Origin of the sequence: Bacillus sp. 220_BSPC, from assembly GCF_001054655.1 — a bacterium.
GTDB classification, from domain to species: Bacteria; Bacillota; Bacilli; order Bacillales; family DSM-1321; genus Peribacillus; species Peribacillus frigoritolerans.
This window is the reverse complement of record NZ_JVPL01000234.1, coordinates 18,671-34,502: the sequence shown is the minus strand read 5'-3', so window position 1 is coordinate 34,502 and position 15,832 is coordinate 18,671. Positions and strand designations below refer to the sequence as shown.

15 protein-coding genes and 1 tRNA gene are annotated in these 15,832 nt (G+C 44.1%); 9 read left to right on the top strand and 7 right to left on the bottom strand.

Annotated features, from left to right (window positions below):
* Positions 1-91: 91 nt before the first annotated feature.
* A tRNA-Glu gene (locus tag ADA55_RS18360) sits at positions 92-163 on the top strand.
* A gap of 41 nt (positions 164-204) precedes the next feature.
* On the opposite strand, the gene ADA55_RS18355 is transcribed toward ADA55_RS18360, so the two are convergent.
* Together ADA55_RS18355 and ADA55_RS18350 are read right to left on the bottom strand one after the other, a co-directional pair.
* Positions 205-954 carry a TraR/DksA C4-type zinc finger protein gene (locus tag ADA55_RS18355; protein ID WP_048686527.1) on the bottom strand — a complete coding sequence of 250 codons (750 nt, stop codon included), beginning with the start codon at positions 952-954 and terminating at the stop codon, positions 205-207.
* Between the two features lie 146 nt (positions 955-1,100).
* On the bottom strand, positions 1,101-2,021 hold the full coding sequence (locus ADA55_RS18350) for a 1,4-dihydroxy-2-naphthoate polyprenyltransferase (RefSeq protein WP_048686526.1): 921 nt from the start codon (positions 2,019-2,021) through the stop codon (positions 1,101-1,103).
* Positions 2,022-2,320: 299 nt separating this feature from the next.
* Between ADA55_RS18350 and ADA55_RS18345 the strand changes: the two genes are divergently transcribed.
* The 7 genes from ADA55_RS18345 (at position 2,321) to ADA55_RS29475 (ending at position 10,274) form a co-directional block, all read left to right on the top strand.
* Positions 2,321-3,730 (top strand): isochorismate synthase, encoded by a 1,410-nt coding sequence (locus ADA55_RS18345; protein WP_048686524.1) that lies wholly within the window; start codon positions 2,321-2,323, stop codon positions 3,728-3,730.
* Positions 3,723-5,474, top strand: a complete 1,752-nt coding sequence (gene menD, locus ADA55_RS18340) for a 2-succinyl-5-enolpyruvyl-6-hydroxy-3-cyclohexene-1-carboxylic-acid synthase (protein WP_048686522.1) — start codon at positions 3,723-3,725, stop codon at positions 5,472-5,474. Before ADA55_RS18345 ends, menD begins: the two co-directional genes overlap by 8 nt.
* The gene (gene menH, locus ADA55_RS18335; RefSeq protein ID WP_048686521.1) at positions 5,471-6,292 is read left to right on the top strand and encodes a 2-succinyl-6-hydroxy-2,4-cyclohexadiene-1-carboxylate synthase; all 822 of its coding nucleotides are present in this window, start codon (positions 5,471-5,473) and stop codon (positions 6,290-6,292) included. The genes menD and menH overlap by 4 nt, the downstream gene beginning before the upstream one ends.
* A 7-nt stretch (positions 6,293-6,299) precedes the next feature.
* Positions 6,300-7,112: a 1,4-dihydroxy-2-naphthoyl-CoA synthase gene (gene menB / locus ADA55_RS18330; RefSeq protein ID WP_370029151.1), complete on the top strand. Its 813-nt coding sequence runs from the start codon at positions 6,300-6,302 to the stop codon at positions 7,110-7,112.
* An 86-nt stretch (positions 7,113-7,198) separates the two neighbouring features.
* Positions 7,199-8,680, top strand: a complete 1,482-nt coding sequence (locus ADA55_RS18325) for an o-succinylbenzoate--CoA ligase (protein WP_048686519.1) — start codon at positions 7,199-7,201, stop codon at positions 8,678-8,680.
* Positions 8,677-9,780, top strand: coding sequence for an o-succinylbenzoate synthase (gene menC, locus ADA55_RS18320; RefSeq protein WP_048686528.1), 1,104 nt, complete (start codon positions 8,677-8,679; stop codon positions 9,778-9,780). The genes ADA55_RS18325 and menC overlap by 4 nt, the downstream gene beginning before the upstream one ends.
* A gap of 347 nt (positions 9,781-10,127) precedes the next feature.
* Positions 10,128-10,274 (top strand): hypothetical protein, encoded by a 147-nt coding sequence (locus ADA55_RS29475; RefSeq protein ID WP_153246142.1) that lies wholly within the window; start codon positions 10,128-10,130, stop codon positions 10,272-10,274.
* Between the two features lie 45 nt (positions 10,275-10,319).
* Here ADA55_RS29475 and ADA55_RS18315 read toward each other — a convergent pair whose 3' ends face one another.
* On the bottom strand, positions 10,320-11,015 hold the full coding sequence (locus ADA55_RS18315; RefSeq protein WP_048686517.1) for a response regulator: 696 nt from the start codon (positions 11,013-11,015) through the stop codon (positions 10,320-10,322).
* On the bottom strand, positions 11,008-12,618 hold the full coding sequence (locus ADA55_RS18310; protein ID WP_048686515.1) for an ATP-binding protein: 1,611 nt from the start codon (positions 12,616-12,618) through the stop codon (positions 11,008-11,010). Before ADA55_RS18310 ends, ADA55_RS18315 begins: the two co-directional genes overlap by 8 nt.
* Before the next feature lie 140 nt (positions 12,619-12,758).
* Here ADA55_RS18310 and ADA55_RS18305 point away from each other — a divergent pair, with 140 nt between their 5' ends.
* Positions 12,759-13,823, top strand: a complete 1,065-nt coding sequence (locus ADA55_RS18305) for a DctP family TRAP transporter solute-binding subunit (RefSeq protein ID WP_048686511.1) — start codon at positions 12,759-12,761, stop codon at positions 13,821-13,823.
* A gap of 59 nt (positions 13,824-13,882) precedes the next feature.
* On the opposite strand, the gene ADA55_RS18300 is transcribed toward ADA55_RS18305, so the two are convergent.
* The 3 genes from ADA55_RS18300 to yidD all read right to left on the bottom strand — a co-directional run bounded on the left by ADA55_RS18300 (position 13,883) and on the right by yidD (position 15,718).
* Entirely contained in the window at positions 13,883-14,239 is a 357-nt protein-coding gene (locus ADA55_RS18300; protein WP_048686509.1) for a hypothetical protein, read from the bottom strand.
* A 181-nt stretch (positions 14,240-14,420) separates the two neighbouring features.
* Positions 14,421-15,374, bottom strand: a complete 954-nt coding sequence (locus tag ADA55_RS18295) for a metal ABC transporter solute-binding protein, Zn/Mn family (protein ID WP_048686506.1) — start codon at positions 15,372-15,374, stop codon at positions 14,421-14,423.
* A gap of 122 nt (positions 15,375-15,496) precedes the next feature.
* On the bottom strand, positions 15,497-15,718 hold the full coding sequence (gene yidD / locus ADA55_RS18290) for a membrane protein insertion efficiency factor YidD (protein WP_207118056.1): 222 nt from the start codon (positions 15,716-15,718) through the stop codon (positions 15,497-15,499).
* Between the last annotated feature and the right edge of the window lie 114 nt (positions 15,719-15,832).

Below are 15,832 nucleotides of genomic sequence, written 5' to 3'. Positions count from 1 at the left end.
GAAGTACTCAAGAGGCTGAAGAGGCGCCCCTGCTAAGGGTGTAGGTCGCGCGAGCGGCGCGAGGGTTCAAATCCCTCCTTCTCCGCCAGTTGGCCCGTTGGTCAAGCGGTTAAGACACCGCCCTTTCACGGCGGTAACACGGGTTCGAATCCCGTACGGGTCATAACAAAAAGGGAAGCATACATTCATGTATGCTTCTTTTTTTCATTTGTTTTCCTTGATATAACCATCTTTTTGTTTATAGGGAATGTCTCCAAGTTGGGATTCTATATTTTCTTCTTTCAAGGTATCTTCATATTCCTTTTGCTTTTTGTTCGGTATATCCACTCTCGTTTTTCCTTCGATATCATTTGCGGCATATCCTTCATAGTCTTCAGGAAATCCATCCGTTTCATCCTCGTTTTTATAAAGATCATTGTAATTGTCATGATCCCCGGTATAATCAGATGGCGTTTCTGATGTACCGAATTTGGCCACTTCACCAAAGCTATCTTCTTTAGCCGCCATTTCGACTCCATGACGATTTTCAAAATGATCACCCTTGGATGGAATCAGTATATCCTCTTCCACTGGCCTGTCTTGTGAAAGCGTTCGTTCTGGGGCATGCTCGACACAGTAGAGGGTGCTTGGGATCGCTTCAAGCCTCTCGATGGGGATTTCCTTATTGCAGGTTTTACAATGGCCATACGCCCCTTCTTCCATGGCTTTCAAAGCTTCATCTATTTTCTCGATTTCGGATTGTGCATGCTCATCGAGTGCTTGATTCCGTTCCATCTCGAATAATTCGGTCCCTAGGTCTGCAGGATGATTATCATAGGATGATAATTCACCTACGGATTCCGTCTGGCTTTTATCCAGAACGGATTGTTCATCATTTTGAATTCTATTACATAGCTCATTTTTTTCCTGAAGCAGTTCTTTTTTGAATTTTTGCGTTTGTTGTTTCGTTGCCATATCCAATTCACTCCTTCTAAAGTCCAAATCTCTTTTTATATTGGTAAGGTGGTTGTATTATCTATTACCCGAATCGGAGTATAGGAAAACAATATGGAACGGAAGATAGAAAAAAGGACTGAGCGGATGGGCTCAGTCCCCGGAGATTATATAAGATAGCTGATGAATAATCCAATGGCCATGAGTAAGCCAAAGAAGGTGTTCGTTTGGGCAGTGGCTTTCATTGCCGGCACCATCGTGATCGGCTGTGTTTTACCCACGAAGCCTTTTATTGCGGCCATGGCCTTCGGTATGCTAAGGAAGGCAAGGAGAATCCAAGCCGTAACGCTTCCGGTAAGAACGAGTCCAACAAGCCATAGATAAGAGAAAGCGAACATGATTGCCATGAATGTCAGGGCGTTTTTCCTGCCCATCACGACTGGCATCGTTTTGCGGCCATGTGCCTTATCCCCATCATGATCACGGAGGTTATTGGATAGGTTGATCAGCCCTACCAGTATCCCACTTGGAATGGCAATTAAGATGGCTGTTGAAGAAACATCACCGGTTTGAATGAAAAAGGCGATCAGGATTATCAAAAAGCCCATGAACAATCCAGAAAAAAGTTCCCCGAACGGTGTATATGAAATGGGCAGGGGACCGCCTGTATAAAGATAGCCGACAAGCATGCAAACGAGGCCTACTGCAGCTAGCCACCAAGACGATGCGGCACAGATATAGATTCCAATGATCAAGGCGATGGCATACATGCCAAGGGCCAAGTTCATGATTAGTCTGGGGGTCATCCCATGACGGACGATCCCGCCGCCGATGCCTACGGATTCCTCCGTATCCAGGCCTCTCTTGAAATCATAGTATTCATTGAATAAATTGGTTGCAGCTTGAATCAGGATACTTGCAATCATCATGGCAGCGAATAGTAACCAATTCACTCCATCTTCCAAAAGTGCAATCATAGTTCCAAGTAAGACTGGGACAAAAGCTGCGGTTAGTGTATGTGGACGAATTAACTCCCACCAAATCTTCCAGGTCCGTTTAAGGGGAAGTCCGTCGTATTCTGTTTGCATTATTTCTCTCCTCAAAATCATTATTGGTTCTCTCGAAATTATAACAAATATTGAAATGTTGCACAAAAGGTTATCCTAATAAATGCAGGAAAAGTGGGTAAGGGTGATAATTGAAATTCATGGGTGATGCATTTCCAAAATCAAGGGTATTTCTCTACATTCGCTAAGATTCATATAATAAGGAAAAAAGCAGGGAAGAATCGTTCGGTAAAGGGGCGTTTTATTGACATGAGGTTCAAGGGAGGTGTATCTTTAAATAGGTTAAATAGCTTTTAAAATGTACATTTGGGGGGATTTTTTTGGCTATCTCAGAGGAAACTGAACAGTTTCAGGGACTGGCTTCAGCTATACAAAAGGCGAAGGACTTGAATGATCAAGTTCTATTCAGTCATATTAAGAAGATTAAATGCAACAACCCCCTTTCATTTTATCAAGCTGGAAGAGAACGGTATGCGGGTGAACGCTTTTTCTGGGAGGACCCTGCAAAGGAAATAACCATCACCGGTTTAGGCAATGTTAAGAAACTCAAAGCGGCATCAAATGCCGAACGTTATAGAGAAGTCGAAAAGAGCTGGATCAAACTGCAGAATGATGCTGTCAAAACAGGAGTGACCGATATAGAAGCGACAGGTCCTTTACTGTATGGGGGCTTTTCTTTTGATTATGAAACTGACAGTACGCTCCTTTGGAATCAGTTCGGGGACAACCTGTTTTATATACCTGCCTTCATGCTTTCAATAGTGGGGAAACAAGCTTACTTAACGACAAACTTACTTTGTTCGCCTGATGATTCAGAAAAACTCTTCATAGATATGATAAATGAACGGGAAGCTTTCCTCTTCGAAAGCTTGGATGGCAATGAATTGGGTGCAAATTCCCTTGTTATGCAGAGGGAAGTCGAACCTGAGGAATGGAAGAGGACGGTCGCAGAGGCTGTTCAGGAAATCAAGACGACAGATCTCGACAAGATTGTTTTGGCAAGGGAGCTTCGACTTGGTTTTGAACGTTCCATCGATTCAGGGAAAGTGCTTGAACAATTGATTGCTGAGCAGCCATTGAGTTATATTTTCAGTTTGGAGGCTGGTGGTGACTGTTTTGTCGGTGCCACTCCCGAACGTTTGATTAAGAAACAGGGAAATGAAGTTTTTTCTACCTGTCTTGCCGGATCGATGCGGCGAGGGAAAGATGAGCAAGAAGATGTTTGTCTTGGTGAAGAATTGCTTCATGACCAAAAGAATTTACAAGAGCATCAATATGTCGTGTCGATGATATCCAATGCTTTTGATTCTGTATGCGAAAAGGTGATGGTCCCGGCCGGACCGACACTTATGAAAAACCGTCATATCCAGCATTTGTACACACCGGTTCGCGGTATATCCAAGGAAGGTGTCACGATTTTTGAATTCGTCGAGAACCTCCATCCCACACCTGCCATGGGAGGACTTCCAAAAGAAAAGGCTGTTGTCCGAATTCGGGAATTGGAAGGTCTGGAACGCGGATTTTATGCGGGTCCTTTAGGCTGGGTGGATACGTATGGGAACGGGGAATTCGCTGTAGGGATACGTTCTGCCCTGATACAGAACAATGAGGCATCGCTCTTTGCCGGATGCGGAGTAGTGGAAGAATCGACACCCGAAAGTGAATTCCGGGAAACGGGGATTAAATTCAATCCGATGTTAAGTGCTTTAGGAGGAAATCTTAATGAATGACCGAGATGCATTGACAGCGTATGCTGCTTCATTCGTCGATGAGCTGGCACAAAATGAGGTGAAGCATGTGGTGGTGAGCCCAGGTTCACGATCCACGCCCCTGGCTTTGCTGCTAGTGGAACATCCTGATATCGAAATTCATATTAATGTGGATGAGCGTTCGGCTGCTTTTTTTGCCCTTGGTTTGGCTAAGGCCTTAAAAGAACCTGTCGGACTTCTTTGTACGTCCGGTACAGCCGCTGCAAACTATTATCCAGCCGTCATCGAGGCTTTCTATTCAAGAGTGCCGCTTATTGTACTTACCGCTGACCGTCCGCATGAATTGCGTGATGTCGGAGCCCCGCAGGCGATCGATCAAATACACCTCTACGGAAGACATGTAAAATGGTTTGTCGAAATGGCACTTCCTGAAAGCACGGATGGGATGATGCGGTATGCCAGAACGGTCGGTGCAAGGGCAGTGGCTACAGCGGCCGCTGAACCGGCAGGGCCTGTACATTTGAATTTCCCGCTTCGAGAACCATTGATTCCGGACCTGGACCAAGCAAAGGAGTACCGGCAAAATAAAAGGAAGCCTGCAGTGTTGATTGACAGTGGAGAACGGTCATTGTCCGCATCACAATTAGAAGCGGTTGCAACTACATTGTCAAAAGCTAAGCAAGGTATCATTGTATGTGGCGAATTACCGCATCCAGAGATGAAGGAAGCCATTGTCGCATTAGCGAAAAAACTTGCTTTTCCGGTACTGGCTGATCCCCTTTCACAGTTAAGGAGCGGAAGTCATGATAAAGCCGTCATCATTGATGCGTACGATACGTTTCTGCGCGATGAAACGGCAAAAGCGGCGTTCAGGCCGGAAGTGATCTTGCGATTCGGGGCAATGCCTGTTTCTAAACCGTTATTGTTATTCATGAAAAAACAAAAACAGGCGATTACTTTGGTCGTCGATGGCGGAGCAGGCTGGCGCGAACCAGCCGGTTTGGCAACGAATATGGTTTACAGCGAAGAGAAAGATTTTTGTCTGCGAATAGCTGAAGGCATTACTTCTTCCCCTGATGATGAATGGCTTCGCTTATGGAAAACCGTCAACGGAGCGACGAAGGATGCCTTAGCCTCCGTCAGGGATGAAGCGGAGTTAAGCGAAGGTAAGCTGTTCGCCTTGCTTGCTGATATGATGCCATTGGAGTCGACGTTATTTGTCGGGAATAGTATGCCTATACGTGATTTGGATACTTTCTTTTTGAATAATGAAAAAGGAATCCAAACCATTGCCAATCGCGGGGCGAATGGCATCGATGGTGTCGTTTCCACTGCACTTGGCGTGAGCACGGTATCGAAAAATACAGTGCTGGCAATCGGGGATTTAAGCTTTTTCCATGATATGAATGGCTTGCTTGCAGCAAAACTTCAAAAACAAAATATCACGATTTTGCTGGTTAATAATGATGGCGGCGGCATTTTTTCCTTCTTGCCGCAGGCAAATGAGAGGGAACATTTCGAAACGCTATTCGGCACGCCTCATGGGCTTGATTTTTCACATACTGCCCAGCTTTATGGCGGTAAATACAACAAGGTGCAAAATTGGGATGAGTTCGAGAAGGTATTTACAGAGTCGTTCGAAATTCAAGGTCTGAAAATCATCGAAGTACCGACAGAAAGAGAGTCCAATCTACAAAAGCATCGAAATTTGTGGAGCTTTGTTTCCCAGGAAATAAAAATGGTGTTAGACAGGGAAATATCATGAATATTGTCAGCAAGGATGTCAATTATGCTGTTGAAATAACGGGAAATGGAGATCCTCTTGTACTATTGCATGGATTTACGGGAAATCGGGATACATGGAAATTTCTCATCCCGCTACTGAGTGACAGGTATACGCTGATCATGGTCGACATCATCGGACATGGCATGTCTGCGACACCAGCCGATCATCGAAGGTATGAGCTGGAAAATGTGGCTGAGGATATCAAGTATATTTTGGATGTGTTACATTTCCCGAAAGCCCATATCCTTGGATACTCGATGGGCGGAAGGCTCGGATTGGGATTTGCCTGTTTGTATCCTGAATATGTTGATACATTGATACTGGAGAGTGCTTCACCAGGTCTTTTAACAGAAGAGGAACGGGAAATCAGAAGGGGAAATGATCGGAAGCTTGCCGAACGGATTCTTGCAAATGGCATGGAAGCGTTTGTGGATCAATGGGAAAACATCCCGCTGTTTGAAAGCCAAAAACGGTTGTCGGCCAAAACCAGGTCGGCCATTCGGGAGCAGCGGCTGGCAAATGACCCTGCCGGCCTTTCCAATAGCCTTCTCGGCATGGGGACCGGCAGCCAGGCTTCTTACTGGGAACAACTGCAAACCCTTGATTTCCCGGTACTCCTTGTAACCGGTGAACTTGACCATAAGTTTTGTCGAATAGCGGACTCGATGAAAAAAAAGCTGAAGCGCGCCGAATGGAAAATAATAAATGATGCGGGACATGCGATTCATGTGGAAGTTGGAGAAAAGTTTGGTAAAATAATAAGTGAGTTTTTAAAGCGAAATAGAAGGAGGAATTAAGGTGACGATTCAATGGGAAACAATACGTGAATATGATGAGATTTTGTATGAAAAATATAACGGGATTGCGAAAGTGTCCATCAATCGACCGCATGTACATAATGCATTCACGCCAAAAACGACTGCTGAGATGATTGATGCATTCGCGAGGGCGCGTGATGATTCCAGCATTGGTGTCATTATTTTAACAGGTGTAGGCGGCAAAGCATTCTGTTCAGGCGGAGACCAAAAAGTCCGCGGAAATGGCGGATATGTGGGTGAAGATAACATTCCGCGTCTAAATGTTCTTGATTTGCAGCGTTTGATCCGCGTCATTCCAAAACCGGTTGTAGCCATGGTGGCAGGATATGCAATTGGCGGAGGTAATGTCTTGAACGTGGTATGTGACTTGACGATTGCTGCTGACAATGCAATTTTCGGACAAACTGGACCGAATGTAGGAAGCTTTGATGCTGGTTATGGTTCTGGCTACCTTGCACGTATCGTGGGTCATAAAAAGGCACGTGAAATCTGGTACCTATGCCGTCAATACAATGCACAGGAAGCATTGGATATGGGATTGGTCAACACGGTCGTGCCATTAGACCAATTAGAAGCGGAAACGGTTAAATGGTGTGAAGAAATGCTTGAGAAGAGCCCGACTGCACTTCGTTTCTTGAAAGCGGCAATGAACGCTGATACGGATGGCCTTGCAGGTCTTCAGCAATTGGCTGGTGACGCTACACTTTTATACTATACAACAGAAGAAGCAAAAGAAGGCCGCGATGCATTCAAAGAAAAACGCACTCCGGACTTTGGGCAATTCCCTCGTTTCCCTTAATGAAACGCGTGAATCGATGAGACTGACAGCTTGGCGGAAAATCGCCGGGCTGTTTTCTATATCAAAAAGGAAGAGGGGAAGCAGCAATGGCAGAAGAAAAGTTGCCGAACTGGCTGAAAAATCGGGCGCATCTTTCACCGGATCGTCCGGCAATTGAGTTTGAAGGTCATACGTATAGCTTTCTTGAACTGTATACTTTATCGGAGAAGATGGCTGGAAGGCTTTCAAGCATTGGTCTGGGCGCTGGCGATTCATGTGCGGTTTTGCTCCGTAACCATATTGATGGTGTTGTCGTTATCCATGCATTATTTCATCTCGGTGTGAAGATTGTGATGCTGAATAATAAGCTAACGGCAAAAGAGCTGTCCTGGCAGATCAAGGACAGCAAAACAGCCTATCTGGTTTCGGAAGGGTCCTTCTCCGGCAAACTAGCTGATATTGGTGAGATTCTCCCAGATTTGAAGCTTCACTTAATGGAAGAATTGCCGGAGGAGGGCACAGCAGGGGTACTTCAAGAGTTTTACCTTGAGGATACCGCTACGATCATGTATACATCTGGTACGACAGGAAATCCAAAAGGGGTCATCCAAACATTCGGCAACCATTGGTGGAGTGCCGTTGGGTCTGTTCTGAACCTTGGATTGCATGAAGAGGATTCTTGGTATTGTGCGGTTCCGATCTTTCATATTAGCGGTTTATCCATCTTGATGAAAAATGTGATTTATGGCATGAAAGTCGTTTTGGCGGAACGTTTCGATGAACGGGAAGCAAACCGGAGCATCCAGGAAAATGGCGTGACGATCATTTCGGTCGTGACGGCGATGCTGAATAGGATGGTGCAGGATATGAAGGGAACAAGCTATCCCAAAACCTTCCGCTGTTTCCTGTTGGGCGGCGGCCCTGCACCCGTCCATTTGCTTGAGGTATGTAAGGAGAAAGGGATTCCCGTCTATCAAACATATGGGATGACCGAAACGTCTTCACAGATTGTGACGCTGGCACCGGAATATAGCATGGCAAAAATCGGCTCTGCGGGAAAGCCTTTGTTTCCTTCGCAGTTACGGATTGAGAAAGACGGCACGATGTGTGAACCGGGTGCAGTGGGGGAAATCGTGGTTTCAGGTCCGAATGTGACGAAAGGCTATTTTAATCGGATGGATGCTACACAGCAGGCCATTACCGATGGGTGGCTTTATACTGGGGACCTTGGTTATCTCGATGAGGAAGGTTTTTTATATGTGCTTGACCGACGCTCGGATTTAATCATTTCCGGCGGTGAAAATGTCTACCCGGCCGAGATTGAAAATGTCCTTAGTACGCACCCCGATGTATTCGAAGCGGGAGTGACGGGGACAGAAGATGAAAAATGGGGACAGGTCCCGCTTGCTTTTGTTGTCCTGCATCAAGGTGCAGAGCTAGGTGAGAGTGAACTGCTCGAATATTGCAAGGAGTATTTGGCATCCTATAAGCTTCCCCGGAACGTGATATTTTGTAAGGAGCTTCCCCGGAATGGAGCAAGCAAGCTTCTTAGACGGGAACTGAAGAAGGAGATGGGGGAATGGCGATGAAGTTATCCTCCATTTCCCTAAAGCTCATTAAGGCCCCTTTAAAGCGGCCATTCAAGACGCATCTCGGAACGGTAAGCGACCGGGAAGTGATAATTGTCGAAGCCATGGATGAAGACGGATTGGTTGGATACGGGGAAGCTGTGCCTTTTACAAGTCCTTGGTATACCGAGGAAACGACCAAAACATGCTTTCATATGTTGGATGACTTCTTAATCCCGCTGACATTGGCCAGTCAGATCGGGCATCCTGATGAACTGCCGAACTTATGGAGCGGAATCAGGCGGAATGCAATGGCGAAGTCGGCTTTAGAGCAGGCAATCCTCGATTTGTATGCGAAGCAGAAAGGAGTCTACCTTGGACGGCTGTTTGGCGGCGAGCGAAGTGAAGTGGCCGCTGGCGTAGTCATTGCATCGAATGATATAGAAGATGCAATGCGCCAGATCGAGGATTTTTCCGGTTCCGGTTATCAGCGATATAAAATAAAAATAAATCCTCAAAATGATTTGGATTTTTTAGCGGAAATCCGTCGGGCCTATCCCGATATCCCGCTAATGGCAGATGCCAATTCAGCGTACACTCTTGATGACATCCCGCATCTGCAGAAGCTTGATGACTTTAAGCTGATGATGATTGAGCAGCCGCTGGGGCATGACGACATTGTGGAACATTCATTTTTGCAGAAACAGCTGCAGACACCCATTTGCCTTGATGAAAGCATAAATTCATTTCATGATGCAAAAAGTGCACTGTCGCTCCAGAGCTGTGGGGTCATCAACATTAAGATGGCTAAAGTCGGCGGCTGGATGGAAGCGGTAAGAATCCATGATCTATGCCTGGGAAATGATGTGCCCGTTTGGTGCGGCGGTATGATTGAGTTTGGCATTTCACGTGCACATAATATTGCACTTGCCTCATTAAAAGGGTTCACGATTCCCGGGGATATATCATCTTCATCCCGTTATTGGGATGGAGATATAATCGATCCTGAAGTCATCGTCGAAAATGGCATGATCCAAGTTCCCGATAAAGCTGGAATCGGTTTTGCCATCAATGAAAAGCGGCTAAAGGAATTGACTACATATAGTAAACTGTACAAATGAAACATCAAAGGAGGTGCACGCCCACCTCTTTTGATCAAATATTGATCCCATCTCCTTTTACTCCCACGATCTATGTAACTTACCCAATTAGTACTTTATTGGACGGAAACCCCACCCTTTTGGAACATGATTTTAATAGGATACTAACAGTCGGAGGAAAGTACGGCTGATTGAAATAAACCTGAACATTTTTTATTTGTCTGCAGATTTATTGGAAAAACCATTTAAATGGCCCGATAAACCATAATTTTTTCGGAAATGGGGCTTTGTCTATTTTTCCTTTATTGGATTATTTTGTATAATGAATGAAAAGAAGGGCAATCAAAGGGAAAAGGAGGGGAGAGTGTATGAAAAAACCGTACCTAATTGCGGAAATTCTACTAAGAAGGGGCATGCCTGACTATGTCATAAAAGAAGTGACGGCTTTGAAGGAGTGCGAGCTGTTTCTTTTGAAGAGAAAGTGGGGCCTCTATGACCGGAAGACAGGTGCGTAAAGAATAAAAGTAAAAAGGGAACCGTTCGAGCCGGTCCCCATGCGTTTAAGGTTTTTTTAGCCGGTACCTATTGACTGGACGGCCTATGCTGCCATATTGTACGTCAAGCTGAAGGACTTCTTCGCCATGCAAGTATTCAAGATAGCGCCTAGCTGTAACTCTGGCGATTCCAATTCCATCAGCCACTTCTTCTGCCGATAGTGACCCAGGCTGGGTCTTTATGAACTTCGTCACTTGCTCAAGAGTCGCGCCATTCAATCCTTTCGGAACATCATATTTCGGACGCGCTTCAGAATGTGTCTTATTTTGAAAGAGGATTCGGTCGAGCTGATTTTGGGAAATTTGATGATCAGGTTCAACCTCCATCCGAAAAGCATAATATTGTTCCAGCGTATGTTTTAGCCTATCGAATTTAAATGGCTTGATTAAATAGTCAAAAGCCCCGTTCTGTATCATTTTTCGAATCGTTTTCTGATCATTTGCCGCTGAAATGATGATGACATCCACATCAATTTGCTCTTTTCTAATTTGATAAAGTGTATCAACCCCGTTTAAAGATGGCATGAAGATGTCCAAAATGACCAGGTCGGGTTTAGACTGCCTGATTTTTTCCAGACCTTCAAGCCCATTTGAAGCTGTATCAACGACTTTAAAGGCAGGCAGGCGCTCGATGAACTGTTTGTTGACCTCTTGGACCATTGGATCATCTTCAATTAAAAGTACACGAATTTCGTTAGTCATTTTGGTTCTCCTCTATATCATGCATCGGAAAAGAAAGAAAAAAGCTTGTTCCCTCATTAGGGCGTGTCGTGAATTTCATTTCGCCGTTCGCTTTTTTTACAATTTGGTCTATTAAATAAAGACCAATTCCTGATCCTTCCGCACCTTTTGTTGTAAAACCATACTCGAATATATCTTTATGAATGTCCTCGGGAATGCCGGGTCCATTATCCTCAAGCACGATTTGACAATGACGTTCATCCTGGTAGATGGATAGATAAACCTGTTTGGTTTCCTCTGAGCAATGCTTTAGCGCTGCGAATGAGTTTTCGATCAGGTTTCCGATTATCAAAACAAAATCGTGATGGTCCAAACCAGCGGGGAAGCGGTCCAATTTTGTGTGTTTGTCCATGATGAGCTCGATCCCGAGTTCCCGTCCCAAGGAGATCTTACTTAATATCAGCCCCACTAAATTATCATCGTGAATGTGCTTCGTCAAAAACCTGGTCAATTCCTCTTGTTCTTCCGTGATCTGAAAAATGTAATGCAGCGCTTCGTCAAGATTACCTAGCTGGATCAATCCTGCTATCGTATGAAGTTTGTTCATATGTTCATGGTTTTGAACGCGCAGGGCTTCAACGAATGCTTTGACACTGGTCAACTCTTCAGCTAGCTTCGTCACATCGGTGCGATCCTGGAAAATGGCCACGGCACCGATCGTTTTATCCGCAATCTTTATCGGTACCCGGTTGCTTACAATATTCCTGTTTTGAACGGAGATTTCCTGATTGAAGATGGGAGATGTCCGATCGAGCACTTCCGGGAGACGGGTATCATGTATGATATCATTGATATCCTTGCCTATGACCGCACCTTCGATCTTGAATATCTGCTTAGCCTTTTCATTGAAAATCGTGATGGCCTGATTATTATCTATGGCGATGACCCCTTCATGCATGGCATTGAAAGCGGCTGTCCTTTCAACCAACATCCGTGAAATTTCATGGGGTTCCAGTTGGAAGGTTTCTTTTTTTATCCTTTTTGCCATGAGCCAAGAGCCGCAAACACCGAATAGAAGGGTTAGGACCAGGATAATCGCGATTTCGCCTTTCAGGTCCTTTATTAATTCCGGTATCGTAGGCAAGATATTCCCGACCAGCACGACGCCGATTTGCTCTCTATCTCCATCGAGGATCGGGACAAAGGCGCGGATTGAAATGCCAAGTTCGCCAGCAGCCTTTGAAAGGTATTCGTGTTCAGCGAACGCAGCGCTTTCATCACTGCTGCTAGACGGGGTCCCCAATTGACTGAACACCGGGTGGGAATAGCGTATATGCTGATTGTTGAGTACAACTATATAATCCGCTTGATGGATTTTCCTTAAGTTTTCAATAATCGGATTAAGCTGCGTCCATCCTTCAGGCTCACGGACCAATTTCTGTACTTCAGGGAGTTCGGCAATGGTATGGGCTGTGATCATGGATCGTTTGCCGATTTCATCTTCCCTGACCGAAACGATATTTCCGAATATAAAAATCCCGCCTATTAGTATCGAAAAAGCGACGATTACGAATGATAGCAGGGTGATTTTAATTTGAATGGGCATATGAAAGGATTTATCCATTGGTTTTCCTCCATTACTTCTATACTTAATAGTAACAGAATTTCTATCACTTTTCGCTATTTTTCGCGCAGTGTATTACGACAGTAAAAAGCTGTGATAGAATAGTGATAATGTGAAGTGAGCGGTGAGGAGTTGTCGGTATGCGTGCATTATGGGGGTATTTCTTATTAATTGGCTTGGGGCTGTTGATAGCCGTGTATATATCGTTTCAATCATTCTTTACAAGCTTCGGTTTCAATTTGCCGAAGGATGAGGAGCAGGTCGGGATGAAGGATCAAATCGTGATTAAGTTCAGTCATGTCGTTGCCGAAAATACACCTAAAGGGCTAGCTGCGAACCGATTTGCCCAACTTGTCGATGAATATACAGACCATCGTGTCAAAATAGAAGTTTATCCTAATCAGTCATTATATAGTGATCAGGAAGAAATTGAGGCATTACAAGAAAACAAGGTGCAGATGATTGCACCGACTGCATCTAAAATTACGAGCATATCAAAGAAATGGATGCTATTGGACCTCCCTTACGTCTTTCCAACGGATGCGGCCTTGCAGGAAGCGTTGAATGGGGAAGTGGGGGAAGAGCTGCTTAAGCAGCTGAATAGCATTGATATCGAAGGACTCGCATTTTGGTCGAATAACTATAAACAGATTACAAGCAGTAAACCGGTACGGCATCCAAGTGACTTTGCAGGAAAGCATTTCAGAATCATGCCAAGTGCAGTCCTGGAAAGCCAATTCAAGCAGTTTGGGGCTTCAACTTCTGTCCTGGAGTTTAATGAAACGTTCAAAAGCCTTGAAATCAAAGAAACGGACAGCCAGGAAAATACGATTTCGAATATCTATTCCAAGAAATTATATGAGGTGCAAAAGTATTTAACGATCAGTGATCATGGCTATTTAGGGTATGTAGTCATGATAAACGAGCAGGTTTGGAACAAACTCCCGTTGGATATTCAGCAGCAAATCCAACAGGCGATGGATGATACAACGAAATGGCTATGGATCAAATCAAATGAATTAAACCAGGAACAGCTAAGGGAAATCCAGCAAAAATCGAATATTGACATCTATACACTGTCAGAAGAGGAAAAGAAAGAATGGATGGATGAGATGACCGTCATCTATCCGGAATTCGAATCCACGATTGGAACCGAATTGATGACGAAAATGGAAAAAATCCGTGAGAAGTATTTAAAGGAATAACTAACGTAAGGGAATCCTATTAAAAGGGGTTCCCTTCTTCTTTATCGTTCCCGATGGAATTAATCTTCTGGATTTTGTAAAAAATCAATCATCTCTTTATAATCATATGTTTTTAAAACCAAACCATTTTCATCAAACACGATGAATGCAGGTTCTTTCTGTAATTCAAGTTTTGGATATTGCTCATTCATTGACTTGTAAGATGCTTCATTTCTAATTGGGCCCACATTGGTTATATTGTTCTCTTCCAGTAAATCAAATGTAATTTCTTTACCAACGGCTTGGAGCGAATACGTATGACCCTCACTAGGCAAAAGATTCGAATGAATTCTAGCGTAATCATCTTTTTCATCCGTGCAAGCAACTAGCATCGATAGGAGTAGAAACGTTATACTTCCATTTATGACCTTTTTCATATTTTCCCCTCTCTAAGCTTACATTTGGTCATTCCATAAATTGTAATATTTTAAGCTTATCATAGTTGCTTAAGAACAGGAGGCTATCATGCTTTGTCAGGAATCGAAACTCCCACTCAATTAAGCTGATAAAAGAGGTACAAAAAAGAAGCGGATCCAAAGGGAGCCGCTTCTTTCTCATCTATTGCAAGGCAGTTTGCAGTGTCTTGATGTTTTTTTCCATTAAACTGAAGTAATCTTCGCCAGCTTCGATATCTTTATCCGTCAACACGGAAAGGTTATGGAGTTCAAGTGATTTCGCTCCCATTTCCTTTTGGATGATTTCGGTAAGTTTAGAACTGATATTCTGCTCAAAGATGACGTAGTTCAAGTCTTCTTTTTCAGCCATGGTTACGATTTTCCCCAGTTCCTTTTGAGAAGGTTCGTTTGAAGAAGTTAGTCCTGTGACACCAATTTGTTCCAATCCGTAGCGCTCCTCCCAATATCCATATGCAGCATGGGAAACGATGATCTTATTGGTACGGCCCGACTCGATCGTCGTCGCGAATTTTCCATCAAGTGCCTCAAGCTTTTCGGAAAGCTCATTGAAGTGGCTGTTGAAATATTCTTCCTGTTCCGGCATTTTTTTTGTTAATTCGTCCTTGATGGTTTTAGCCATGTCAATGGAATAGACGGGATCTAACCACAAATGAGGATTAACGCCCCCATGGTCATGGCCGTCTTCTTCTTCATGTGCATGTTCCTCTTCATGTGCATGCTCCTCTTCATCAAGATGAACCGTTTCGCCCACCGCAATTGTGCTGACGCCTTCTTTGCTTAGAATTGGTTCAGCCTTGGTTACAAAGCCTTCAAGATTATAGCCAATATAGAAAAACAGGTCTGACTCAGCCATTTTCACAATATCTTTTTGAGAGGGTTCGAATGAGTGTTCATCCGTTCCTGGAGGATAAACCGTCTCGACATTCACGTACTCCCCGCCAATGGCCTCAGTGAAGTATTGTAAAGGGTAAACCGTCGTATATATATCCAAGGCATCCTTGGTTTCTTTATTACTCGATTCTCCCTTTGAGTTGCCGCAGGCTGACAGAAATACCGCAGTAACAAGGAAAAGGGAGAGCAATGCTCGAATTTTCATATGATATGCTCCTTTATAATTCGTATTGATTACGATTTGAATTTTATATGGTAAAAACGAAATGATTACGATTTGACTTCTGTATGATACAAAAGATTGCAAAGGAAAGCAAGGTTTTTTTTCTATTGGTCCTCACTTTTTTCTTTTTTTTCGGGAACAAGGTCAATGCCCCCTGGATGAAACGGATGACATTTAAGAATCCGGATGAGTGCTAACCAGCTTCCTTTTATAGGTCCGAAACGATTTACCGCTTCCAAACCATAATGGGAACAAGTTGGATAAAAACGGCAGGTGGGCGGTTTTAATGGAGAGATGGCAACTTGGTAAAAACGGATGATTCCCATTACTATTTTTTTCAACACGATGCTTTCAGCTCTTTTCGAGTAAATTGACTACCCTCCATTATAGCATATTTTCTAAATTTCCAAAAAGGGTAAAAAAGGAATGAGCCTATTGGT